This is a genomic window from Ochrobactrum sp. CGA5 (assembly GCF_006345815.1).
Lineage (GTDB): Bacteria > Pseudomonadota > Alphaproteobacteria > Rhizobiales > Rhizobiaceae > Brucella.
This window is the reverse complement of record NZ_VCIG01000008.1, coordinates 35,802-54,404: the sequence shown is the minus strand read 5'-3', so window position 1 is coordinate 54,404 and position 18,603 is coordinate 35,802. Positions and strand designations below refer to the sequence as shown.

The window sequence follows — 18,603 nt, the reverse complement described above, 5'->3', positions numbered from 1 at the left end:
ACGTCGGAGGCAAAGATGCCCATCACCAAAGTATCTGAGAAGCTGTCGGTATCTTCGCAGCCAAACGCGCAAGAACTCAGTGTACTCGATCGAAGCGGCTTCAAAACGCTGATCAACAACCGTCCCGATAATGAAAGCGCAGACCAGCCTGGAAACCAGGCTGAATGCGATGCAGCCCACCAATCCGATCTCTCTTATGCGTATATTCCGGTCACAATGAATACGATCACTGAAGCTGATGTGCGTGCGTTTCAGGCGGCGGTCAGAAACTCCGATGGCCCCGTGCTTGCGCATTGCAAAACAGGTACGCGTTCGCTCAGCCTTCATCTGATCGGTGAGGTGTTGGACGGACGCATGTCTGTTGAAGACGTCGTACCATTCGGACATCAGCTCGGCTTTGATACCAGTGTCGCAGCATCGTGGCTTCAACGGTTCGCTGACCGTCGCCCGCAGGTAAAAGGCTTTTTCGATAGGCGAACCTCCAGTGTTCAGTACGTGGTGTCCGATCCGACGACCGGTATTTGCGCCATTGTAGATCCCGTTCTCGACTTTGATGAAAAGTCGGGGGCCACAGCGACGATCAATGCAGACGCAATTCTCGATTACGTCCGCAATAGTGGCCTGACGGTCGAATGGATTCTCGACACTCATCCACACGCCGACCACTTTTCCGCAGCTCAGTATCTCAAGGAGAAAACGGGCGCAAAGACGGCGATAGGCGAGCATGTAATCGACGTCCAGAAGCTGTGGAAGGAAATCTACAACTGGCCCGAACTAGCTACAGATGGCTCGCAATGGGATCGGCTCTTTGCCGATGGTGAGGCGTTTAAGGTTGGTTCTATCGATGCCAGAGTTATGTTCTCGCCGGGACATACGCTCGCTTCAATCACTTACGTGATCGGCGATGCGGCATTTGTCCACGACACAATTTTTATGCCCGACAGCGGTACGGCACGGGCCGATTTTCCCGGTGGCGATGCGCGAGCCTTGTGGAAGTCAATCCAGGGCATTCTTGAACTTCCTGACGAGACGCGGATATTCACCGGGCATGATTATCAGCCGCGCGGCCGTGCGCCACGCTGGGAAAGCACTGTGGCGGACCAGAAAAAGCTCAACCCGCACCTTGCTGGCGTGACGGAAGAGGCCTTCGTTACCTTACGAACCAGGCGAGACAATACGCTGCCAATGCCAAAGCTCATCCTGCATGCGCTACAGGTAAACATACGCGGCGGGCGACTGCCTGAACCGGAAGCCAACGGCAAACGCTACCTGAAGTTTCCTCTGGATGCATTGGACGGAGCTGTATGGGGATGACAAGGGACATAACGGCAATGATGAAAGCTGGCCAATCTTCGGCAGAACTGTCCTTGCGGGCGGGCGAAGTGGCAGACTTACTAAAAACATTGTCCCATCCAGCCCGTCTGATGATCGTCTGCAGCTTGGTGGAAAGCGAATATTCCGTGGGAGAGCTTGAAGAAAAAGTCGATGTTCATCAACCGCATCTATCGCAGCATTTAACGGTGCTGCGCAGTTCCGCAGTGGTTGAGACGCGTCGGGAAGGAAAGCAGATATATTATCGGCTCACCGAAGACAAAGCGGCGCAACTGGTCGCTGCACTTTACGACATCTTCTGCGTGGAGAACGGAAAACCAGCGCTGACAGCGCGTGAAAATTAGGAACTTATGGTGCTGAGTAATTCCATCCTTGCGGCGGTTGGGTCAGGAGGTGTTGTTGGCTTTATGCTGGGGTTACTTGGCGGCGGCGGCTCCATCCTGGCTACACCGTTGCTCCTGTATGTCGTCGGTGTGAGCCAGCCCCATGTCGCCATCGGTACGGGTGCGCTTGCTGTTTCATTCAACGCGTTCGCGAACTTTACGAGCCATGCTTTGAAGGGGCACGTCTGGTGGCGTTGTGGTGTCGTCTTCTCCGCACTGGGCGTTATAGGGGCACTCATCGGTTCCAGTCTTGGAAAAGCTTTAGACGGTGATCGTCTCATCCATTTGTTCGGCCTTCTGATGATCGTCGTCGGGCTGTTCATGTTGAAGCCTAATAAGAGACTGGACGTCGAACGCCGCCCGATCGATTTAAGAATGTGCCTCGTAACAGCAGCTGTAGCTCTTGTTTCAGGTACGGCATCCGGATTCTTTGGTATCGGCGGCGGTTTCCTGATCGTGCCCGGTCTGATGTTGGCAACAGGTATGCCGATGATCAATGCAATCGGCACGTCCCTTCTCTCGGTGGGCGCATTCGGACTGGCCACGGCTTTGAACTATGCGAGTTCCGGGCTGGTGGATTGGTGGCTTGCTGCAGAATTTATCGGAGGTGGCGTATTAGGAGGGGTAATTGGAATGATGCTCGCCACGCAATTAAGCGCCTACAGGAACGTTCTGAATCGCATTTTCGCCGCGATAATCTTCATGGTTGCGTCATATATCCTGTATCGCAACTCTATTGGCGTCAGATAACTAACCAATTGGCAGCCTCCCACAGCAGTGACCAAGTGAAAACTGAATGGTCGCCCATCCGACAGCCTCCGCAATTCGGGCGTATTAAATGAACCGGCAGTCTCTAAACAGAACTTGATACAATTATCATAAAAGAAAAAAAGTTATAGTTGCCAGTGACATAAGCATTTGCTGCTTCGATTGTATCAATGCCGCTGGAGAAGCTATCCCAAGTGCATCATGCCGTTGATTAGGCTATCTGATTATGCTGCTTCCTGCAAAAGGGAGGCGAACACTTCAGCGGGTGTCTTGAATCCAAGACACTTGCGCGGGGTTGCGTTGAGATCATGGGCGAGGGCAGTCAACTGCGCCTGGTTGACCTGCGTCAGGTCAGTGTTGCTGGGTAAGTAACGTCGGATGCGCTTGTTGATGTTCTCAATAGCACCTTTTTGCCAAGGCGAGTTTGGATCACAAAACCAGCTTCTGGCCCCCATACCATCCTCCAAAGCCCTATACCCCATGAACTCGGAACCACGATCAAAGGTAAAACTGCGGCGTGCGTGATAAGGCAGTGCAGCAAAGGTCTGAATGATTTTGTTCATGATCGGCTTTGAGTGCCGGGTGTTGTTTTTGATGATGACGCAATAACGACTTTTGCGTTCGACAAGCGTCATGACATTGTCTTCTCCAAGGTCTCGTTCAAAGATAATCAAGTCGCCTTCCCAATTCCCGAATTGCAGACGACTGCCAATAAAATCAGGGCGTTGATGAATGCGAAACGCTTCTGGGATGCGGGAACTGCGCGATCGTCTGGTGCCGCGTGGGCAGCGTTTTGTTCGCATCTCGGCCAGATGTTCATACAGTTTCAGCGCGTATTCTTCCTTTGAATAGATGAAGCGATAGATGGTTTCTGCACACAGACGTATCGCGCTCAGGCCATGGCTAATCAGTCGGCCGCAAATCTGTTCCGGCGACCAATGGGCTTCCAATTGTTCAATGACAAACTTGCGCAGTTCTGGGTAACGTCTGAGCTTGCGCAACCGCGTTCTGCGTTCCTTACTGATGTTGTCGGCAACAACGCTATGATAGCCATTATAGTCTGGTATCTCCGTGTCCCGAAAGCTGTTGCGCTTAATCTCGCGATAGATCGTCGAGCGATGACGACCCATCAGCCGCGCTATATCGCCGAGCGGGACTTTGAGCTGTTTAAGTTCGAAAAGACGGCGACGTTCACGCAAAGTGATCTGTGAATAGCAATTCGACATCCAATTTCCTCCATGGCTAACCACATGAATTCATTGGCATGTTGCAGTTTAAAATAGAATGTACCCGGCTACATACTATGTTTTGGCAAGTTAGGGATGCGCCATCTCCAGCAAGATAGGGATGCGACAGGTGCTGACGTTCAGCCCCCATTCCGAGAGGCTGGTCAGAGTTGCAGGCGAGGAATGGGGGCGGGTCGATAGGTGCCCTTCGGCTTTAGCTTTGAGAGTGCTAAATGTCGTCGATCTCGCCATTTCACTCGGTCGCAGCCAACCGAGCCAACGCTTTTTCCCGGCGCGCAATAACGTCAGGATCGTTCATGTAAGCGGTGCGCGATTTGCGCTCACGCTTCTGATACCCGTTCCCGACACTGCCATCAGGCACGCCAAACAGATGGTTCTTCTGACCTGTGCGACGGGGACCGCTCTTGCTGCGTTGCAATTCCCGGCCCGCCTGCATCTCGGCCACAATCGAAAGCATGTCATCCAGTCGCTTGTTCTCGACAACAGGCGACCGGTGAACAGAACGAAGCTTGTCGAACGTTGTATAGGGCAGGGTGTCCGTACCATGCATGATCTCCAGACGACCATCGGGATAGTCGCAGACAATCAACTTTTGTCGAGCCAGCCGCGTTGCAAGCTCCGTCGGCTCCAGGATGAACAGCACCTTGTCGTAACGCAGCGTCAGTGTTTGCGACAGTGTCCGCACTTCCTTCCGGCACATCGCACCATCGATGTTCTCATGTGCGGCCAGCGGTCGGTGCATATCTTTGGGATTGCGCGGATCCTTGCCAAAACGGGCATTGAAGTCTGCAATATATTCCGGCGCATAAGCATTGCCTGCTTCGATCGTATCAATGCCGCGCAGTCGCAATTCCTTGACCAAACGATCCTGCAAAGTTCTGTTTGCCCGCTCGACACGGCCTTTGGCCTGCGGGGTATTGGCACAGATAATGTCGATGTTGAGTTCATAAAGCGCCCGGCCAAACTGGGTCAGACCGCTCGTGCGATCCTGCTGCGAACCATGGGTCGTGCGAAACACACCATGCTTGTCACTGTAAAAGGCCAGCGGCTTGCCCCATTGCTGCAGGTAGGCCTTCGTCGCATGAAAATAATCAAACGTGTTCTCTGATCCAGCGAAGCGCAAATGCAGGAGTTTGCCCGTGGCATCGTCAATATAAACGAGGAGGGCGCATTTGGGACCCCGCTCCTCAAACCACCAATGATGCGAACCATCGATCTGTACCAGTTCACCAAAGCAATCACGCCGACCGCGCGGCTGATGCAGTTGTCGCTTGCGTTCGCGCCGTGACGTCCACAAACCCGCCACCGTCATCCATTGCCGCAGCGTCTCCTTGCTGACCGAAAGCTGGTGGCGTTCGACAAGCTTCTCACAGGCCAGTGTCGGCCCAAAATCCCGATAATAAGCCCGGATCAAATCAAGCACCGCATTCCGGAAATCCTCGCTGTAACGACGATTGCTCGGGCGTCCGCGTCGTCCCGACATCAGACCCGAATGCCCAAGCTTGTCGTAAGCCTGTAAAAGACGATGAATCTGGCTGCGGCTGAGATCGAGCAATGCGGTGGCCTGTATAACGGTCAGGCGGCGATCCCGTATCTTCTGAATGACTTCCAATCGATTGAGTTCTCTCTGCGACATAGTAATCAAACAAGACATGGCAACTCTCTAAACTGATACACATCAATAGAGAGCCAGTCTTCCTTTCCTCGTTCGATCTGAACAGAGCACGCGACCTAAAAATGTCGCATCTCTATCTTGCCCATCTGTCGCATCTGTATATTGCTGTTATATACAAAAATCGCATAATACGCATTATGGAACTAAGTTATTGATATTGTTATATAATAATTGATCGGTTTGCTAAAGTCCATTCGTAAACCGCAAGTCTCATTTCGCATCCATCCACGCCAATCACCATGAACGATACGACTTTTCAGTTTGATAAACTTGATATCCGAGCCATAACGCCCCGCCAGTGGCGATGAGCAGGCCGAGGAAGAAACGCCCTACAATTGCGCCCACGACGAATTGCAACAGGAACATGAGGAAGCCGATAACTAAAGCCGTTTTCAGTGGAGAGCTCATTTTCCGCTCCTCTTCATTTGAACGATAACGGATGCCGTTTTTCCGCTCTGTGGCTTCGCCACAGCCAGGAAATTCGGTCCGGTTTGGGGGTAAGGATGGTACTTATCGTCGCTCATTTTCCAGTCTCCGGATAAGGAATCGACAAGAAGACGTCGTTGATGGAATCCTGGCAATCTGGATGCTGTTTCTTTAGAGCGATCAGGCATTGGCGGTAATAATCCTGATTGGATTTCAGAAGCCGAACCTCCTCTTCCAGATCGCCAATCCGCTCAAACATCGCTCGCGTCGCCGGCGACAGGTCTCGCGCATCACCAGTCCTGTAATCCCAAAGCGTCATCAAACGCCCGTTTTTGACGATAGCGACGACGAGCTGCACTGTCTCCGGATAATAGCGCGGCAAAGCCGCGGCCTTCAGAGCCGCTCCAGAAAGGCCACCTTCACAATATTCGCCACCTAACAGCCGCGGATTGTCGCCGCTATGCTCTGCCATGGCGGACATACACGCCATCCTCTGGATATCCGACCAGGCCTGTCGTCTCTTCATCAGTCAAAATGCGCACGATCCAGCTCCTATTGAATCATGTGCTTGAGGACTGTTCGATCAGGAGCCAGTTGTGCCAATTGCATGTGCTCAAGGCGCTCATTTCCGACAGCCAAAGGTAATCTCACTGTGACGACTTGCGCATCAGGCGCCAATGACCGCCGTCAATGCAGCAATAGCCATGCGCGAACGCTGGCGCATTCCAACTTCACTGCAGGTTCGACTGAGCATCTCGTCCGGCCCGCCGGACCAGAACACTCCCGCACAACATGCTTATGCCGATGGCGATGAACAAGGGACCGCCGAAGCTTGCGGGAAGGAGGCCTGAGGCCATCGAGACCGAAAGCAGCATGAGGCTGAATTCGCCTCCGTGAGCCAGGATGATACCGGTTCGCGCAGCCGCCGGAAGTGGTTCGCCAAACCCGCGAGCGACAGTGAGAAAGATCAGCACCTTGCCGAAGAAGAGGATCGCGAGCCAGGTCAACACAGCGGGCCATGATGACGCCAAGATCCCGAGCGGAAGTTGCGCCCCAATGCCGATGAAGAAGATGCCGACGAAGAGATCGCGAAAAGGCCGGATTTCATTTTCGACGGCATGACGCGCATCGCCTTCCCCTATCACCATCCCGGCGGCGAAGGCAGCGAGCGCCGGAGAGAGCCCGGCGGATGCTGCGGCGATAGCAGAGCCGAGTGCGATCGCGAGCGCGAGAAGCTGTGCAAGCTCTGGGTCGCCAGAGGCTGCAATCCACTTGGCGATCACCTGCAAAGGTCCCCGCGCGATGAAGAGAAGAGCGACCAGCGCCACGGCTCCAAGAATTACGGTAATCGCTCCGAATCCTTCGGCGGCGCCGTTCGATGCATCGTGCAACAACAGGAATGCCACTGCGGCAACATCCTGAAACAGAAGTACGGCGATCGCCATGCGCCCCTGCAGCGATCCAAGGGCGTTCACGCTCGCCAACACCTTGAGGCATAGCGCGGTGGATGACATCGCGACGGCTCCGCCGACGAGGATCGCGGGGATGATGTCAAGCCCGAACAGATAGATTGTCACCGCGGAAACGAGGATCGTCGTGACGGCAACCTGCCCCAGGCCGAGACCGAAAACGTGACGCTTGAGAGACGCGAGTTTCTCGAAGGAGAACTCCAAGCCGAGCGCAAACAACAACAGAATCACCCCAAGTTCCCCGATGGCGGTCAGGGCGGCGCTCTCTGAAATCAGACCGAAACTCGACGATCCGATCAATAGCCCCGTGAGAATGTAGCCCACAAGGCTTGGAATGCCAAAGCGTGCGCAGATCGTCACGAGCACAAATGCTGCGACAACAAGAAGAGCGCCACTTTCAAGAAAGCCGGTCGTGCCGTGCAAATCGATTACTTTCCACTTTTCTGCAAGCGATGGCCAAGGTCGACAATCAGCCTCGTGACTGAGAGCGCACCCAGGCCGCTATTTGCGAAGCCGTCGTTGCGCCGCTGGTTCTGCCAACCTCGCGGCCAGCCTTGAACAGGATCATGGTGGGAATGCTGCGGATTCCGTACCGACCCGCAATCTGTTGTTCCGCCTCCGTATCGAGCTTGCCGAGGCGGACATGCGGCTCCAGTGAACGTGCGGCGGCTTCGAACTGGGGCGCCATCATCTTGCATGGCCCGCACCATTCTGCCCAGAAATCAACGAGCAATGGCAGTTCGGCGCTGGCGTGACGGTCGAAATTGGATGTAGTGAGGATGACCGGCTTTCCCTGGAAGAGCTGAGCCCCACAGCGGCCGCACTTTGGATCGTCGGTCAGGCGCTCTTCGGGCACACGGTTGGTGGTGTTGCACTGCGGGCATGTAAGTGTCGGCATCGCTTTTCTCCAATTGAATTGCCGTCCTGAATGACGCGGCGCTTCTTTCTGCCCCGCAGTCATAGGAGCTATTGTCTGCGTGTTTCCCTCTGTCGTGGCTTTGGAAGGTATTCGACGCCGCCACCCTGGCGCCGCAGGGGCTGCGGATAGAGCGTCATGAGCTCCAGGATCTCGTTGGGCATGTCGGTGCTCACCGGCAGTCCCATGCTCTGCGCCTCTTCGGCGAAGATGGGGTAATCGTGGGTCCAGGTTCCGGTCGCAAGCTTTTCGGCCAGCGACCGGGCGCGGTCCTGGTCCGTGTTTTCCGCGAGCAGCTGCAAAGCCATGGTCTGAACCTGGGTGATCGCCTTGCGGCCGATGTCGGCCATGACCAGCGTCTGGTCATCGACCTCGGCGATCGGCTTCTCCTCGGCAACCTTGATGATTGAAGCCGCCGGCATGCCGCCGAGCTGGGGGTCGATCGGGCCGAGCACAGAATGGCGACACATCACGATCTCGTCGGCCGCAATGGCGATCAGGGTCCCGCCTGACATTGCATAATGCGGCACGAAGACCGTCACCTTGCCCTTGTGCCCCTGGATCGCTTGGGCGATCTGGGTCGCCGCCAGCACGAGGCCGCCAGGCGTATGGAGCACGATGTCGAGAGGAACCTCGTCGCCGGTCATCTGGATGGCGCGCAGGACCTCCTCCGAGTTGTTGACGTCGATGTAGCGCATGAGGGGAAAGCCCAAGAGGTTCATGGTCTCTTGGCGATGGATCAGCAGAATGACGCGGCTGCCGCGCTTCTTCTCGATCTGCGCGATCTTTCGCGTGCGCATCGCTTCGAGATACCGCCGCTGCAGCACGGGCTGTAGCGCCGACACGATGAAGAAAAGCCAGAAGACTTGCATCACGTCCATGGACCTTGTTCTCCTTTCCGGCGTCCATCCGGCAGGAAGCCGTAGACGCCTTCGTCCCGATAGTACTGGCGATAGGCTGCGCTCGGCCTGCGCAACAGTGGCGTGATGAGCCAGCCGGCGACGAAGCCGCCGATATGCGCCCACCAGGCGATCCCGCCCGATGCCTGGACACCCAATGAGAAGAAGCCCGGTACGAGCTGCATGAAGAACCAGATTAGGGCGAACGCGATTGCCCGCACTTCGAAGAACAACGGTATGAACACGATGGGCACCATCACGACCAGCCGGGCCGCCGGGAACATCCGCGCGTAACACCCGATCACGCCAGCGATTGCGCCGGATGCACCGAGCGCGGGCACGGCCGAGTCGGGATTGGCGAGCGCATGGGCCAGCCCGGCCGCCACGCCACAGAACAGGTAGAACAGGATGAACCGCCCGGGGCCGAGACGGTCCTCGACCGCGGGACCGAAAATCCAGAGTGTCCACATGTTGAGGATGAGGTGCAGCCACCCCCCGTGCAGGAACATATTCGTCAGGAAGGGAGTCCAATCAGAGGGGGCGACAAGACTGAGCTGCCCGAAGAAGCGCGATGGCACAAGCGCGAACTCGAACAGGAACCGATCCAGCAGGCGCTGGGGCAGGCTGATCTGGTAGAGGAACGCGAGGACGTTCACCCCTAAGAGTGCCCAGACGATGACGGGAGGATATCTCCGCGCGACGGTGTCGAGATAGGGAAACAAGTGCTCCGTGCCTGCTTCAGTTTAAAGTTCGAGTCACGGTTTCTTCGCCGCCACGGTAACACCTGTCCATGCCGGCGGATCGGATGCGGGGAAGGACTCGAGGCTCGCTTCGAGCACGGGATCGAGCTCTGTGTGCTCGGGTGCGGCGAGGTCCACTGCGCCGTCTCGTTCCACTGCGGGTTTCAGGCTGTGGCCCGACCTTCCCGGCCTCTGCCGAGCGTCGATACGAAACGCCCCCGGTGCGTCAGCGCCTTTATAGAGCTTATGTTTCTCGGCCCCCCGCCAGCGACTATTTTGCGCACGTCCCGGCGCCTCTTCGCGAACAATGTAGGTCCAATCGTTATGCTCTGCAAAGGCGATCGCGCTTTGCCGATCAGGAAATCGAAGCCGTATCGGGCGATAGGGATCGTCGCTGGACGTATAGCCCATCAGCGGTTCAATCCGAAGCGGCCGTGATGGTTCAAACTCGAGGATCCAGTGGTTCGGCCGGGGTGCGGAGGTCATCACAGAGCGCGCCGGCCGGTAGATAATGGCCGTGGGAACGTCCCACGACCACATGTTGGTCCCCGGCACCTTCGGTAGAAACGGAGGCCGATTATGTCCGCGCATTGGTGTTCTCCTTCTGATGTAGTTCCCTTTCGGAACCACCGGGTTCAATCCGGTCGAGATGTTGCATACGGTTCGAGTTTCGAAGAATGGCTTCGCGCGTTGTACGCACGTTCCCGGCAGCAATCTCTTCGAGAATATCTCTGCGCATAGCAGAGGTCATTTCTGCGACAGCTTTCATGATATTTGATCCGTCTTCTGAATTCAGTTTTCCGTCCCGCAGACCCGAAATGAGGGTGTCAAGGACATTCTCGAAAGAGGCGATGACGTCAGCACTACCCAATACTGCCAACTTGTGGCTGAGGACGCGCAATTCATTGATCAGGTCGTCGTTGTGCAGAGCGACTTCCACGATCTGGGCGACCGTCTCGATGCAGGCCATGTAAATATCATTTTTCTGCTGCAGGATGATGACCTGTCCTTCCTTGCGGAGCTCCAGCTCAGTTTGCCTGTTGAGCAAAACAGCTGTCAGATAGATTGTCGCAACTGCTCCGAGAAACACCAGCACTACTTCCCGGGCGAACGGTACAGGTTCGCTCTCGACGAACATCTCGCGAAAAGCGAGATATCCTGCTCCCACAAGGGCGATGGAGAAAAGCATATAAGCCAGGTCGTGAGCTCTATACATTGAACGCCTATGTACAAATTGTTTGCTGATGTTAGAGGGACTGCCATCATTCATCTCTGCAATCTCCCGTAGGTTGATTCGGGAGATTGTGCGCCGCCGTCACTTCTATTGGCATGTGCCGCAAGAAAACAGGCGTCGGCCCGGACCCGAAGGGATTGAAGCCGACGCGCAAACATCGCTCGAAGATCGTTTCATCCCAACGAGTGAGATCATCGTCTTCGTCGCCAACGGATCGGTCGTGTTCGGTCGCCACGCTCACGCTTCACTGGGTTTGTTCATCATGTCACCGGAGATGGGGCCATCGGATCTACGAGCCTTGCGAAGCCGGAGGCCGAGCAACACCATCGTCACGCCGAAGAAGGCAGCGTAGAAACCGAGAAGCCAACCAAGCGCAAGAAAGGTCTCGACCGGGCGGCTGAGCAACAGCCAGATTACCGCTACGCTCAGGGCAACGGAGAGAAGACCGCTGAGAATGAGCCAGATTTCGCCTTTGATTTCCTTGCGCAGTCGGATCGCAGCGACGATTTCGAAGATACCGGAGAACGCTGACCAGAAAGCGATGCTCGCCCAGAGGAAGGTGGCCAGTACCAGTGTGGCGACGAAGGGCGAGACCACCACAACGACACCGGTCGCAATTCCAAGGATGCCGCTGAACATCAGCCAGCCCCAACGTTCGCCCTTGCGGAGGTGCCGTACGGCGGCAATTAGTCCGAACACACCGTCGGCAAAAGAGAATGCGCCGAAGACGAGCGTCAAAGCAAGGAGCGACTCTGCCGGCATGATGAATGCCAGCACTGCAATCAAAAGCGCGAGAACGCCGCGCAGCACGAATGCCCACCAGTTCTCGGAGAGGCTGCAAAGAAAATCCGCGCGGCCATGCACACTTCGTTTCGCGTCAGTGTTCATTTCTTCTGTTCCTCCTTGAAATTTGAGAAGTTTTCTCGAGCCGAGTTGCGACGGCATTTTCTACACTCACTACCGAGCGCGCCGGCCGGTTGATGATAACCGTCGGCACGTCCCAGGACCTCATGTCGATCCCCGGCATCTTCGGTTGCAGGGGAGGACGATTATGTCCGCGCGTCATGACGCTTCTCCCTTCACGTCGCCCAGGAGACCCCTCTCGATCCGATCCCGGTGCTGGAGCGGCTGCGGAATGCGCGACGGCTCTCTGACCGTCCCGGCGATGTCAGCCGGGTATCCGGACGCATGCATCTTCTCACGAATTTGCGCGCGTGCAGATTCGGCAACACGTCGGACGTCTTCTTCCGGAATGCCGAGGATGTGGGAGATGTGTTCCGCCGTGTCTTTCTCCAGTTCGAGCCGCAGCAGCACCCTGCGCCAGAGCGACGGCAGCGCCGCGATGGCCCGGTGTAGCGCCAGTGCCTCTTCGCGCCGCGCCGCTTCGGCCTCAGGATCGGCGGCGGAGCTGTCGGCCACAAGGTCTTCCAGACGTGGGACATCATCGGGCTGATAAAACTCGAACATCTCCTGGTCGGCCTCAGTCGGATCTTGCGCCGGGGCCTCGGGCGCGGCGTCGAGAGAGGCGGCGCTGTCGGGCAGAGCATGGCTGGCCTCCCGTGCTGAAGCGTCGATGGTCTCGAAGGCCAGCCGCGTCAGCCAGTCGCCGGTCGAAAACTTTGCGGGCCGCTGCTCGAACCGCTCGAGGCCTTTCAGAATCGTCGTATCAACCAGATCGCCGACATTGAGAAGGCCTTCGCGAACCGACCCGTTGGCTTCCAAATAGATCAGCTCGCGCCTCACGGTGTCGTAGACCGCATCGAGATTATTTTCGATAAGGCCAAAATAGAGCGTGCGCCGTTCGGCCTCGGCTCTGTCCCGTGCGGGCGGCAGCAGCGCTTTGATCCGGGCGCGACGTGCGGGGCGCTTCCACTGCGGCTCGCCTTTCAGGAGCGCGACCTTGCGATCGACACGGCGGCGTAGATCGGCGAAAGCCTTGCGTAGAACAGGTTCGATCTCGAATCCATCTTCCTGCGCCGCGATCACCCCTGAGGGCAGTTGCAGGCGCAAGCTGACGTGGATGCGCTTCTTCCCGTTCGTCTGCGAGGCAACGATCTCAAGCCTGACCAGCCCGTCGCGGAAACGTACAAGATGCGGTTCAAGTTGTCGCACCTCTTCCTCGATAACTTCAGGCGCGCGCTGTTGCCCGTGCCGGTCAAGATTGCGAAATGCTCTGATGACTTTCATGCCGTGGATCCTTCCTGTAACCCTCCGACGAAATGGCCCGGCGCGACCGTCGTCGCGCCGGCCAGTCCTTCACGACGTCACCCGGTAGACTTATCGTCCTTAGACTGCTCCTTATCCTTGGCGTCGACCGGGACATCGGGCGTCGGAGCGTCCGCCTTGTTTTCGGCAACTTCGCTGGACTCGTCGATCCCGGCCTCGGCCTGATCGTCCGGGCTGTCGTCACCGGTTTGCTTTGCGATCTTTTCGAACACGACCTTCTGTTCGTCCGCTGACCAAGCGACGCGGACCTTGTCCCCATCCTCGATCCGCCCCGAGAGCATTTCGCGAGCCAACTCGGTCTCCAACTCCGACCGGATCAGCCGGCGCAGCTCGCGGGCGCCGAATTCGGGACGGAAGCCGACCGAGCCGAAGTGATCCACGACGCTCACATCGAATTCGAGTTCGACACCCTGAGTAAGGGCGGTCCGCTTCACCCGGTTGAGCTGCAACTCGACGATCTGGCGGATCTCCGACTGGTTCAGCGAATGAAAGACGATGATCTCGTCGATCCGATTGATGAACTCTGGCCGGAAATGACCGCGCAACACCTCCATCAGTTCGGATTTCTGCTTGGCCTCGTCGAACTCCCTGCTGCCGCGTTTCGTGAGGTTGCGCTGGATGATGTCCGAACCGAGGTTCGAGGTTGCGATGATGATGGTGTTGGTGAAGTCCACCACGCGGCCCTTGCCGTCGGTCAGGCGGCCGTCGTCGAATACCTGCAACAGGATGTTGTAGACATCCGGGTGTGCCTTCTCAATCTCGTCGAGCAGCACCACCGAATAGGGCCGGCGGCGGACCTTTTCGGTCAGCTGCCCCCCCTCGTCATAGCCGACGTAGCCCGGAGGCGCGCCGACGAGCCGTGCCACCGCGTGACGCTCTCCATATTCCGACATGTCGATACGGATCATCGCGTCCTGATCGCCGAAGATCACCTCGGCGAGCGTCTTGGCCAGTTCCGTCTTGCCAACCCCGGTCGGTCCGAGGAACAGGAAGGTCGCGGTCGGACCGGAACCTTCGCGCAGACCCGCACGCGCAAGGCGCACCGCATCGGCCACGGCGCGGATCGCTTCTTCCTGGCCGATGACGCGCTCGTGCAGCTTCTCCTCGAGCTTGAGGAGCTTGTCCTTCTCCTCGGCGGTCAGCTCCGTGACCGGAACACCGGTGATCTTGGAGACGATCTGCGCGACATGATCGGCGCGCACCTCGGCGGTCGCCGAAGCCTGGTCGCGCTTCCAGATCTCCAGAAGCTCGTCAAGCTCCTTCTGCTTCTGCTCGAGTTCCTTCTTCAGTTCCGCTGCCCGGTCGAATTGCTTGCGGGCTGCGGCATAGTCCTGCTCGCGCTTGATCTGCGCGGCTTCGGCCTCCAGCTCCTGGACGTCCACAGGGCGCGCCGTGGCGCTGATCTTCACCCGAGCGGCTGCCTGATCGATCAGGTCGATCGCCTTGTCGGGCATGAAGCGGCCAGTGATGTAGCGATCAGAAAGCTCGGCCGCCGCGACGATGGCCTCGTCGGTGATCGTCACCTTGTGGTGCGCCTCCAGCGTGTCGCGCAGGCCGCGCAGGATCATGATGACCTGAGCTACCGTGGGTTCCTCGACATAAACCGGCTGGAACCGTCGCTCGAGCGCCGCGTCCTTCTCGATGTATTTCTGGTACTCGTTGAGCGTCGTCGCACCGATCAGGTTCAGCTCGCCCCGCGCCAGCGCCGGCTTGAAGGTGTTGGCGATGTCGAGACCACCTTCGCCACCGCCCTGGCCGGCGCCGACGATGGTGTGGATCTCGTCGATGAACAGGATCAGGCTGTCCTTCTCCTCGGTGATCTCCTTGAGGATCTTCTGGACTCGCTCCTCGAACTCGCCGCGATACTTCGACCCGGCCACCATCGAGTTGATGTTGAGCTCGACCAGCCGCTTGTCGCGCAGCGCCTCGGGCACTTCGCCCGCGACGATCCGTTGTGCAAGTCCCTCGACGATGGCGGTCTTGCCCACGCCGGGCTCGCCGATCAGCACCGGGTTGTTCTTTTTCCGGCGGGCGAGCACTTCGATCGTCGTCTCGATCTCGCGGGCGCGGCCGATGACGGGGTCGAGCTTGCCCTCGCGGGCGAGCTTCGTCAGGTCACGGCTGAACTGGTCGAGATCGGGCGTGCTGGAAGGCGCCTCCACGCGGCCCTCCTCGGCACCCTTGCCCACGACCTTGGTCACCTGCTGGCGCAGCGCCTGCGGCGTCAATCCGTATTTGCGCAGGATCGACGCGGCCAGGCCTTCACCTTCCTCGGCAAGGCCGATCAGCAGGTGCTCGGGACCGACATAGGAATGGCCGAGTTCGTTCGAGGCGATGAAGGCCCGGTTCAGCGCGTCCTTCAGGCGAGGACTGACGCCGATTTCGCCCTCCGTCCTGGCCTCTCCACGCTTCGCTTCCTTCTCAACCTGGCGCCGCAGGTCGTCCACATCGACCTTGAACTGTTCCAGGATCGTTTTGACGACGTCGGACGAGGTCAGTGCCAGAAGCAGATGTTCGGTATCGACCTCGCTGCGCCCGAATTCTCCAGCCTTCTGTGCGGCATCCTGCAATAGTTTGTTGCCCTGTTCGCTCAGCCGATCGGCGATGGTGCGTCCGCCGCCGCGCCGCGATCCGCGGCGCGGCGCTTCCTCCCCGAAGGTGGCATCCACGACGTCGTCTTCACCCGCGCCCGTGGCGCCCAGTGCGCCACCCCGCAGCGGGCTGTCGCTGAACAGGCTGCCGAACCCGCTATCGCCGAAGAATTCGTCAAAAAGGGAATGTCGTCCGAACAGGGACTCCAGCGGCGATGCGCTGCGGCCCGACCGGCGCACCATTTCGCGGTAGTGCTGATCGCACAGCTCCATGTTCTGAACTTTGCCGTTCACCGAGGCGCGCACGCGCGCCGTCGCCGGGCGACCGCAAATATCGCAAGCTCCGTTTGCCATTTTTCCTCTCCGTTTCTTTATCCAGTCAGGGTTGTCCGCCGATCATCTGCGTCAGTGACGGTGTCACGCAGCGACCGCTTCCGTTCTTTTCACCTTGGCCCCAATTGCCACCAGATCGGGCTCGTCCAGTGTCTCCCGTTGCAGGAGATCCTGCGCCGATTGCTCGAGCAGCGCCCGGTTGGCTTCGAGAAGCGAGAGGGTGCGCTTGAACACGCCATCCACGATGTCGCGCACCTTCGCGTCCATCCGCTCGGCAGTGGCCTCGCCGTAGCGGCGGTTCAGCCACGACGACTGGTCACCGGTGCCGAGAAAGCCGGGCCGATCGGTGTCGTAGCTGACATGCCCGAGGTCTTCGTCCATCCCGTACCGCGCGACCATGGCGCGGGCGATATCGGTGGCCTTGACCAGATCGTCCGCCGCCCCGGTCGAGAGGTGGTCGTAGACGATCTTCTCGGCCGCGCGCCCGCCCAGCAGCACGGCGATCTTGTTCTCCAGCTCGTCGCGGGTCATCAGGAAGCGGTCCTCGGTCGGCCGCTGGATGGTGTAGCCGAGCGCGCCGATGCCGCGCGGTATGATCGAGACCTTGTGCACCGGATCCACCCCCGGCAGAGCCATCGCGACCAGCGCGTGCCCCATCTCGTGGTGCGCCACGATCTCGCGTTCGCGCGGATTGAGCACGCGGTTCTTCTTTTCCAACCCTGCGATGATGCGCTCGACGGCATTGTTGAAGTCGTCCATCGTCACCGCATCAGCCTTGCGGCGCGTGGCGAGCAATGCTGCCTCGTTGACGAGATTGGCGAGGTCCGCCCCGGAAAAGCCGGGAGTAAGCGCTGCGACCTTCTCGGCATCGACGTCCGGGGCGAGCTTCACCTTTTTCATGTGAACGCCGAGAATCTGCACACGTCCCTTCTTATCCGGCCGATCCACCAGCACCTGCCGGTCGAAGCGTCCCGCACGCAGCAGCGCGGGGTCGAGGATCTCTGGTCGGTTGGTGGCGGCCAGGAGCACGATGCCCACCGAAGGGTCGAAGCCGTCGAGCTCGGTCAGAAGCTGGTTCAGCGTCTGCTCACGCTCATCGTGGCCGCCAGCGATCTGGCCGGAGGAGCGCGCCCGCCCGAGAGCGTCGAGTTCGTCGATGAAGATGATCGCCGGCGCGGATTTCCGAGCCTGCTCGAAGAGGTCGCGCACCCGCGCGGCACCGACGCCCACGAACATCTCGACGAACTCGGAGCCCGAGATCGAAAAGAAGGTCACGCCGGCCTCGCCTGCCACTGCGCGCGCTAGAAGCGTCTTGCCGGTGCCCGGCGGCCCGACAAGCAATATGCCTTTGGGGATATGTGCGCCCAGCTTTCCGTATTCGGCGGGGTTCCTGAGGAACTCTACGACCTCCTCGAGCTCGGCCTTGGCCTCGTCCACACCGGCCACGTCGGCGAAGCTGACGCCGGTTTCTTTTTCCATGTAAACCTTGGCCTTGCTGCGGCCGACCTGCATGAACCCGCCGAAACCCTGTTTGGCGGCGAACTTACGGAACAGCAGCATCCAGATTCCGAAGAAGACAAGCGCTGGCGCCACCCAGGAAATCAGCGTGCCGAGAAAGGTGTTCTGAGGAACGCCCGTGATCTCGACGCCGGAGCGGTCGATCCGCTGCAGGATCGCGGGATCCACGACCGTGGTGACGAACTGGCTCTTGCCGTCGACGGGGTCGGTGAAGGTGCCGGTGATGGTGTCCGCGCCGACCGCGACGGACGCGACCCTGCCGTCCTCGAGATAAGTTTCGAATTGGCTGTAGCTGATGGGAGCCACGGATCGCCAGCCGGCGATCAGATCCTGGATGAAGATCACGGCTATGAAAGCCGCCACCCAGTACCAGATGTTGTATTCGGTCTTCTTTTCCATACCGCTTTCCCTAGCGCCCAAGCCGCGACTTGATCCGCTCGAGCAGCGCCAGCAGGATGCGCCTTTCGTCCGCCGACAGATCCTGCAGGATTTCATGTTGGAGCGCCGATTGCCGCGGTGCGAGTTCCTCCAGCATCGCGCTGGCCTTTGGCGTTGCCGTGACGATCTGCAGCCTTCGGTCGTCGGGTGATGCCCACCGCTCTACCCAACCGCCCGGTACCATGCGATCGACGAGCTGGCCCGGAGTGGCCCGGCCCACCTCCAGCCGGCCGGCCAGATCGCCGATGGTCAACCCGGACGATGCCGCCGCCATCCAAGACAACCGGGTCAGGCCGCTGTCGCCCATCTCGTTGTCGATCCGCTGCTGGATGAGCTGCGCGACCCGGTGGATCGTCGTCCCGAACAGGGTAAGATCAGAAGAAGACATGGGTATCTTTTCTCCGTCTC

The 18,603-nt window shown here is 58.6% G+C and carries 18 protein-coding genes; 3 read left to right on the top strand and 15 right to left on the bottom strand.

Annotated features, from left to right (window positions below):
- Window positions 1–15 precede the first annotated feature (15 nt).
- The 3 genes from blh to FJQ48_RS09505 are packed head-to-tail and all read left to right on the top strand — an operon-like array spanning window position 16 to window position 2,465.
- Window positions 16–1,314 carry a bifunctional sulfur transferase/dioxygenase Blh gene (gene blh, locus FJQ48_RS09515; RefSeq protein WP_100651610.1) on the top strand — a complete coding sequence of 433 codons (1,299 nt, stop codon included), beginning with the start codon at window positions 16–18 and terminating at the stop codon, window positions 1,312–1,314.
- Window positions 1,305–1,676: a sulfite-sensing transcriptional repressor BigR gene (gene bigR, locus FJQ48_RS09510; protein ID WP_100651559.1), complete on the top strand. Its 372-nt coding sequence runs from the start codon at window positions 1,305–1,307 to the stop codon at window positions 1,674–1,676. Before blh ends, bigR begins: the two co-directional genes overlap by 10 nt.
- Window positions 1,677–1,682: 6 nt before the next feature.
- The gene (locus FJQ48_RS09505; protein WP_100651557.1) at window positions 1,683–2,465 is read left to right on the top strand and encodes a sulfite exporter TauE/SafE family protein; all 783 of its coding nucleotides are present in this window, start codon (window positions 1,683–1,685) and stop codon (window positions 2,463–2,465) included.
- A 242-nt stretch (window positions 2,466–2,707) separates the two neighbouring features.
- Here FJQ48_RS09505 and FJQ48_RS09500 read toward each other — a convergent pair whose 3' ends face one another.
- The 15 genes from FJQ48_RS09500 to FJQ48_RS09430 form a co-directional block, all read right to left on the bottom strand.
- Window positions 2,708–3,709 (bottom strand): IS30 family transposase, encoded by a 1,002-nt coding sequence (locus FJQ48_RS09500; RefSeq protein ID WP_100651555.1) that lies wholly within the window; start codon window positions 3,707–3,709, stop codon window positions 2,708–2,710.
- Between the two features lie 253 nt (window positions 3,710–3,962).
- Entirely contained in the window at window positions 3,963–5,384 is a 1,422-nt protein-coding gene (locus FJQ48_RS09495; RefSeq protein WP_100651553.1) for an ISNCY family transposase, read from the bottom strand.
- A gap of 255 nt (window positions 5,385–5,639) precedes the next feature.
- The gene (locus tag FJQ48_RS22345; RefSeq protein WP_157808408.1) at window positions 5,640–5,813 is read right to left on the bottom strand and encodes a hypothetical protein; all 174 of its coding nucleotides are present in this window, start codon (window positions 5,811–5,813) and stop codon (window positions 5,640–5,642) included.
- A 112-nt stretch (window positions 5,814–5,925) separates the two neighbouring features.
- Window positions 5,926–6,312 (bottom strand): hypothetical protein, encoded by a 387-nt coding sequence (locus FJQ48_RS09490; RefSeq protein WP_100651551.1) that lies wholly within the window; start codon window positions 6,310–6,312, stop codon window positions 5,926–5,928.
- Between the two features lie 250 nt (window positions 6,313–6,562).
- Window positions 6,563–7,723 carry a cation:proton antiporter gene (locus FJQ48_RS09485; RefSeq protein ID WP_100651549.1) on the bottom strand — a complete coding sequence of 387 codons (1,161 nt, stop codon included), beginning with the start codon at window positions 7,721–7,723 and terminating at the stop codon, window positions 6,563–6,565.
- Window positions 7,724–7,769: 46 nt separating this feature from the next.
- Entirely contained in the window at window positions 7,770–8,198 is a 429-nt protein-coding gene (trxC, locus tag FJQ48_RS09480) for a thioredoxin TrxC (RefSeq protein WP_100651547.1), read from the bottom strand.
- 68 nt (window positions 8,199–8,266) lie between these two features.
- Complete coding sequence (locus FJQ48_RS09475) at window positions 8,267–9,097, bottom strand: ATP-dependent Clp protease proteolytic subunit (protein WP_139974902.1); 831 nt, start codon at window positions 9,095–9,097, stop codon at window positions 8,267–8,269.
- Window positions 9,088–9,837 (bottom strand): rhomboid family intramembrane serine protease, encoded by a 750-nt coding sequence (locus FJQ48_RS09470; protein WP_100649072.1) that lies wholly within the window; start codon window positions 9,835–9,837, stop codon window positions 9,088–9,090. Before FJQ48_RS09470 ends, FJQ48_RS09475 begins: the two co-directional genes overlap by 10 nt.
- 33 nt (window positions 9,838–9,870) lie before the next feature.
- Entirely contained in the window at window positions 9,871–10,446 is a 576-nt protein-coding gene (locus tag FJQ48_RS09465; RefSeq protein ID WP_100649071.1) for an NADH dehydrogenase ubiquinone Fe-S protein 4, read from the bottom strand.
- A complete protein-coding gene (locus FJQ48_RS09460) occupies window positions 10,433–11,125 on the bottom strand; it encodes a hypothetical protein (protein ID WP_247870340.1) in 693 nt (230 codons plus the stop codon). Before FJQ48_RS09460 ends, FJQ48_RS09465 begins: the two co-directional genes overlap by 14 nt.
- A gap of 201 nt (window positions 11,126–11,326) precedes the next feature.
- Window positions 11,327–11,977 (bottom strand): HdeD family acid-resistance protein, encoded by a 651-nt coding sequence (locus FJQ48_RS09450; RefSeq protein WP_100649068.1) that lies wholly within the window; start codon window positions 11,975–11,977, stop codon window positions 11,327–11,329.
- 174 nt (window positions 11,978–12,151) lie between these two features.
- Window positions 12,152–13,276, bottom strand: coding sequence for a sigma-70 family RNA polymerase sigma factor (locus tag FJQ48_RS09445; protein ID WP_100649067.1), 1,125 nt, complete (start codon window positions 13,274–13,276; stop codon window positions 12,152–12,154).
- A 77-nt stretch (window positions 13,277–13,353) separates the two neighbouring features.
- Window positions 13,354–16,260, bottom strand: a complete 2,907-nt coding sequence (locus FJQ48_RS09440) for an AAA family ATPase (RefSeq protein WP_100649066.1) — start codon at window positions 16,258–16,260, stop codon at window positions 13,354–13,356.
- Between the two features lie 63 nt (window positions 16,261–16,323).
- Complete coding sequence (gene ftsH, locus FJQ48_RS09435) at window positions 16,324–18,156, bottom strand: ATP-dependent zinc metalloprotease FtsH (RefSeq protein WP_100649065.1); 1,833 nt, start codon at window positions 18,154–18,156, stop codon at window positions 16,324–16,326.
- 10 nt (window positions 18,157–18,166) lie between these two features.
- Window positions 18,167–18,583 (bottom strand): MarR family transcriptional regulator, encoded by a 417-nt coding sequence (locus tag FJQ48_RS09430; protein ID WP_100649064.1) that lies wholly within the window; start codon window positions 18,581–18,583, stop codon window positions 18,167–18,169.
- Between the last annotated feature and the right edge of the window lie 20 nt (window positions 18,584–18,603).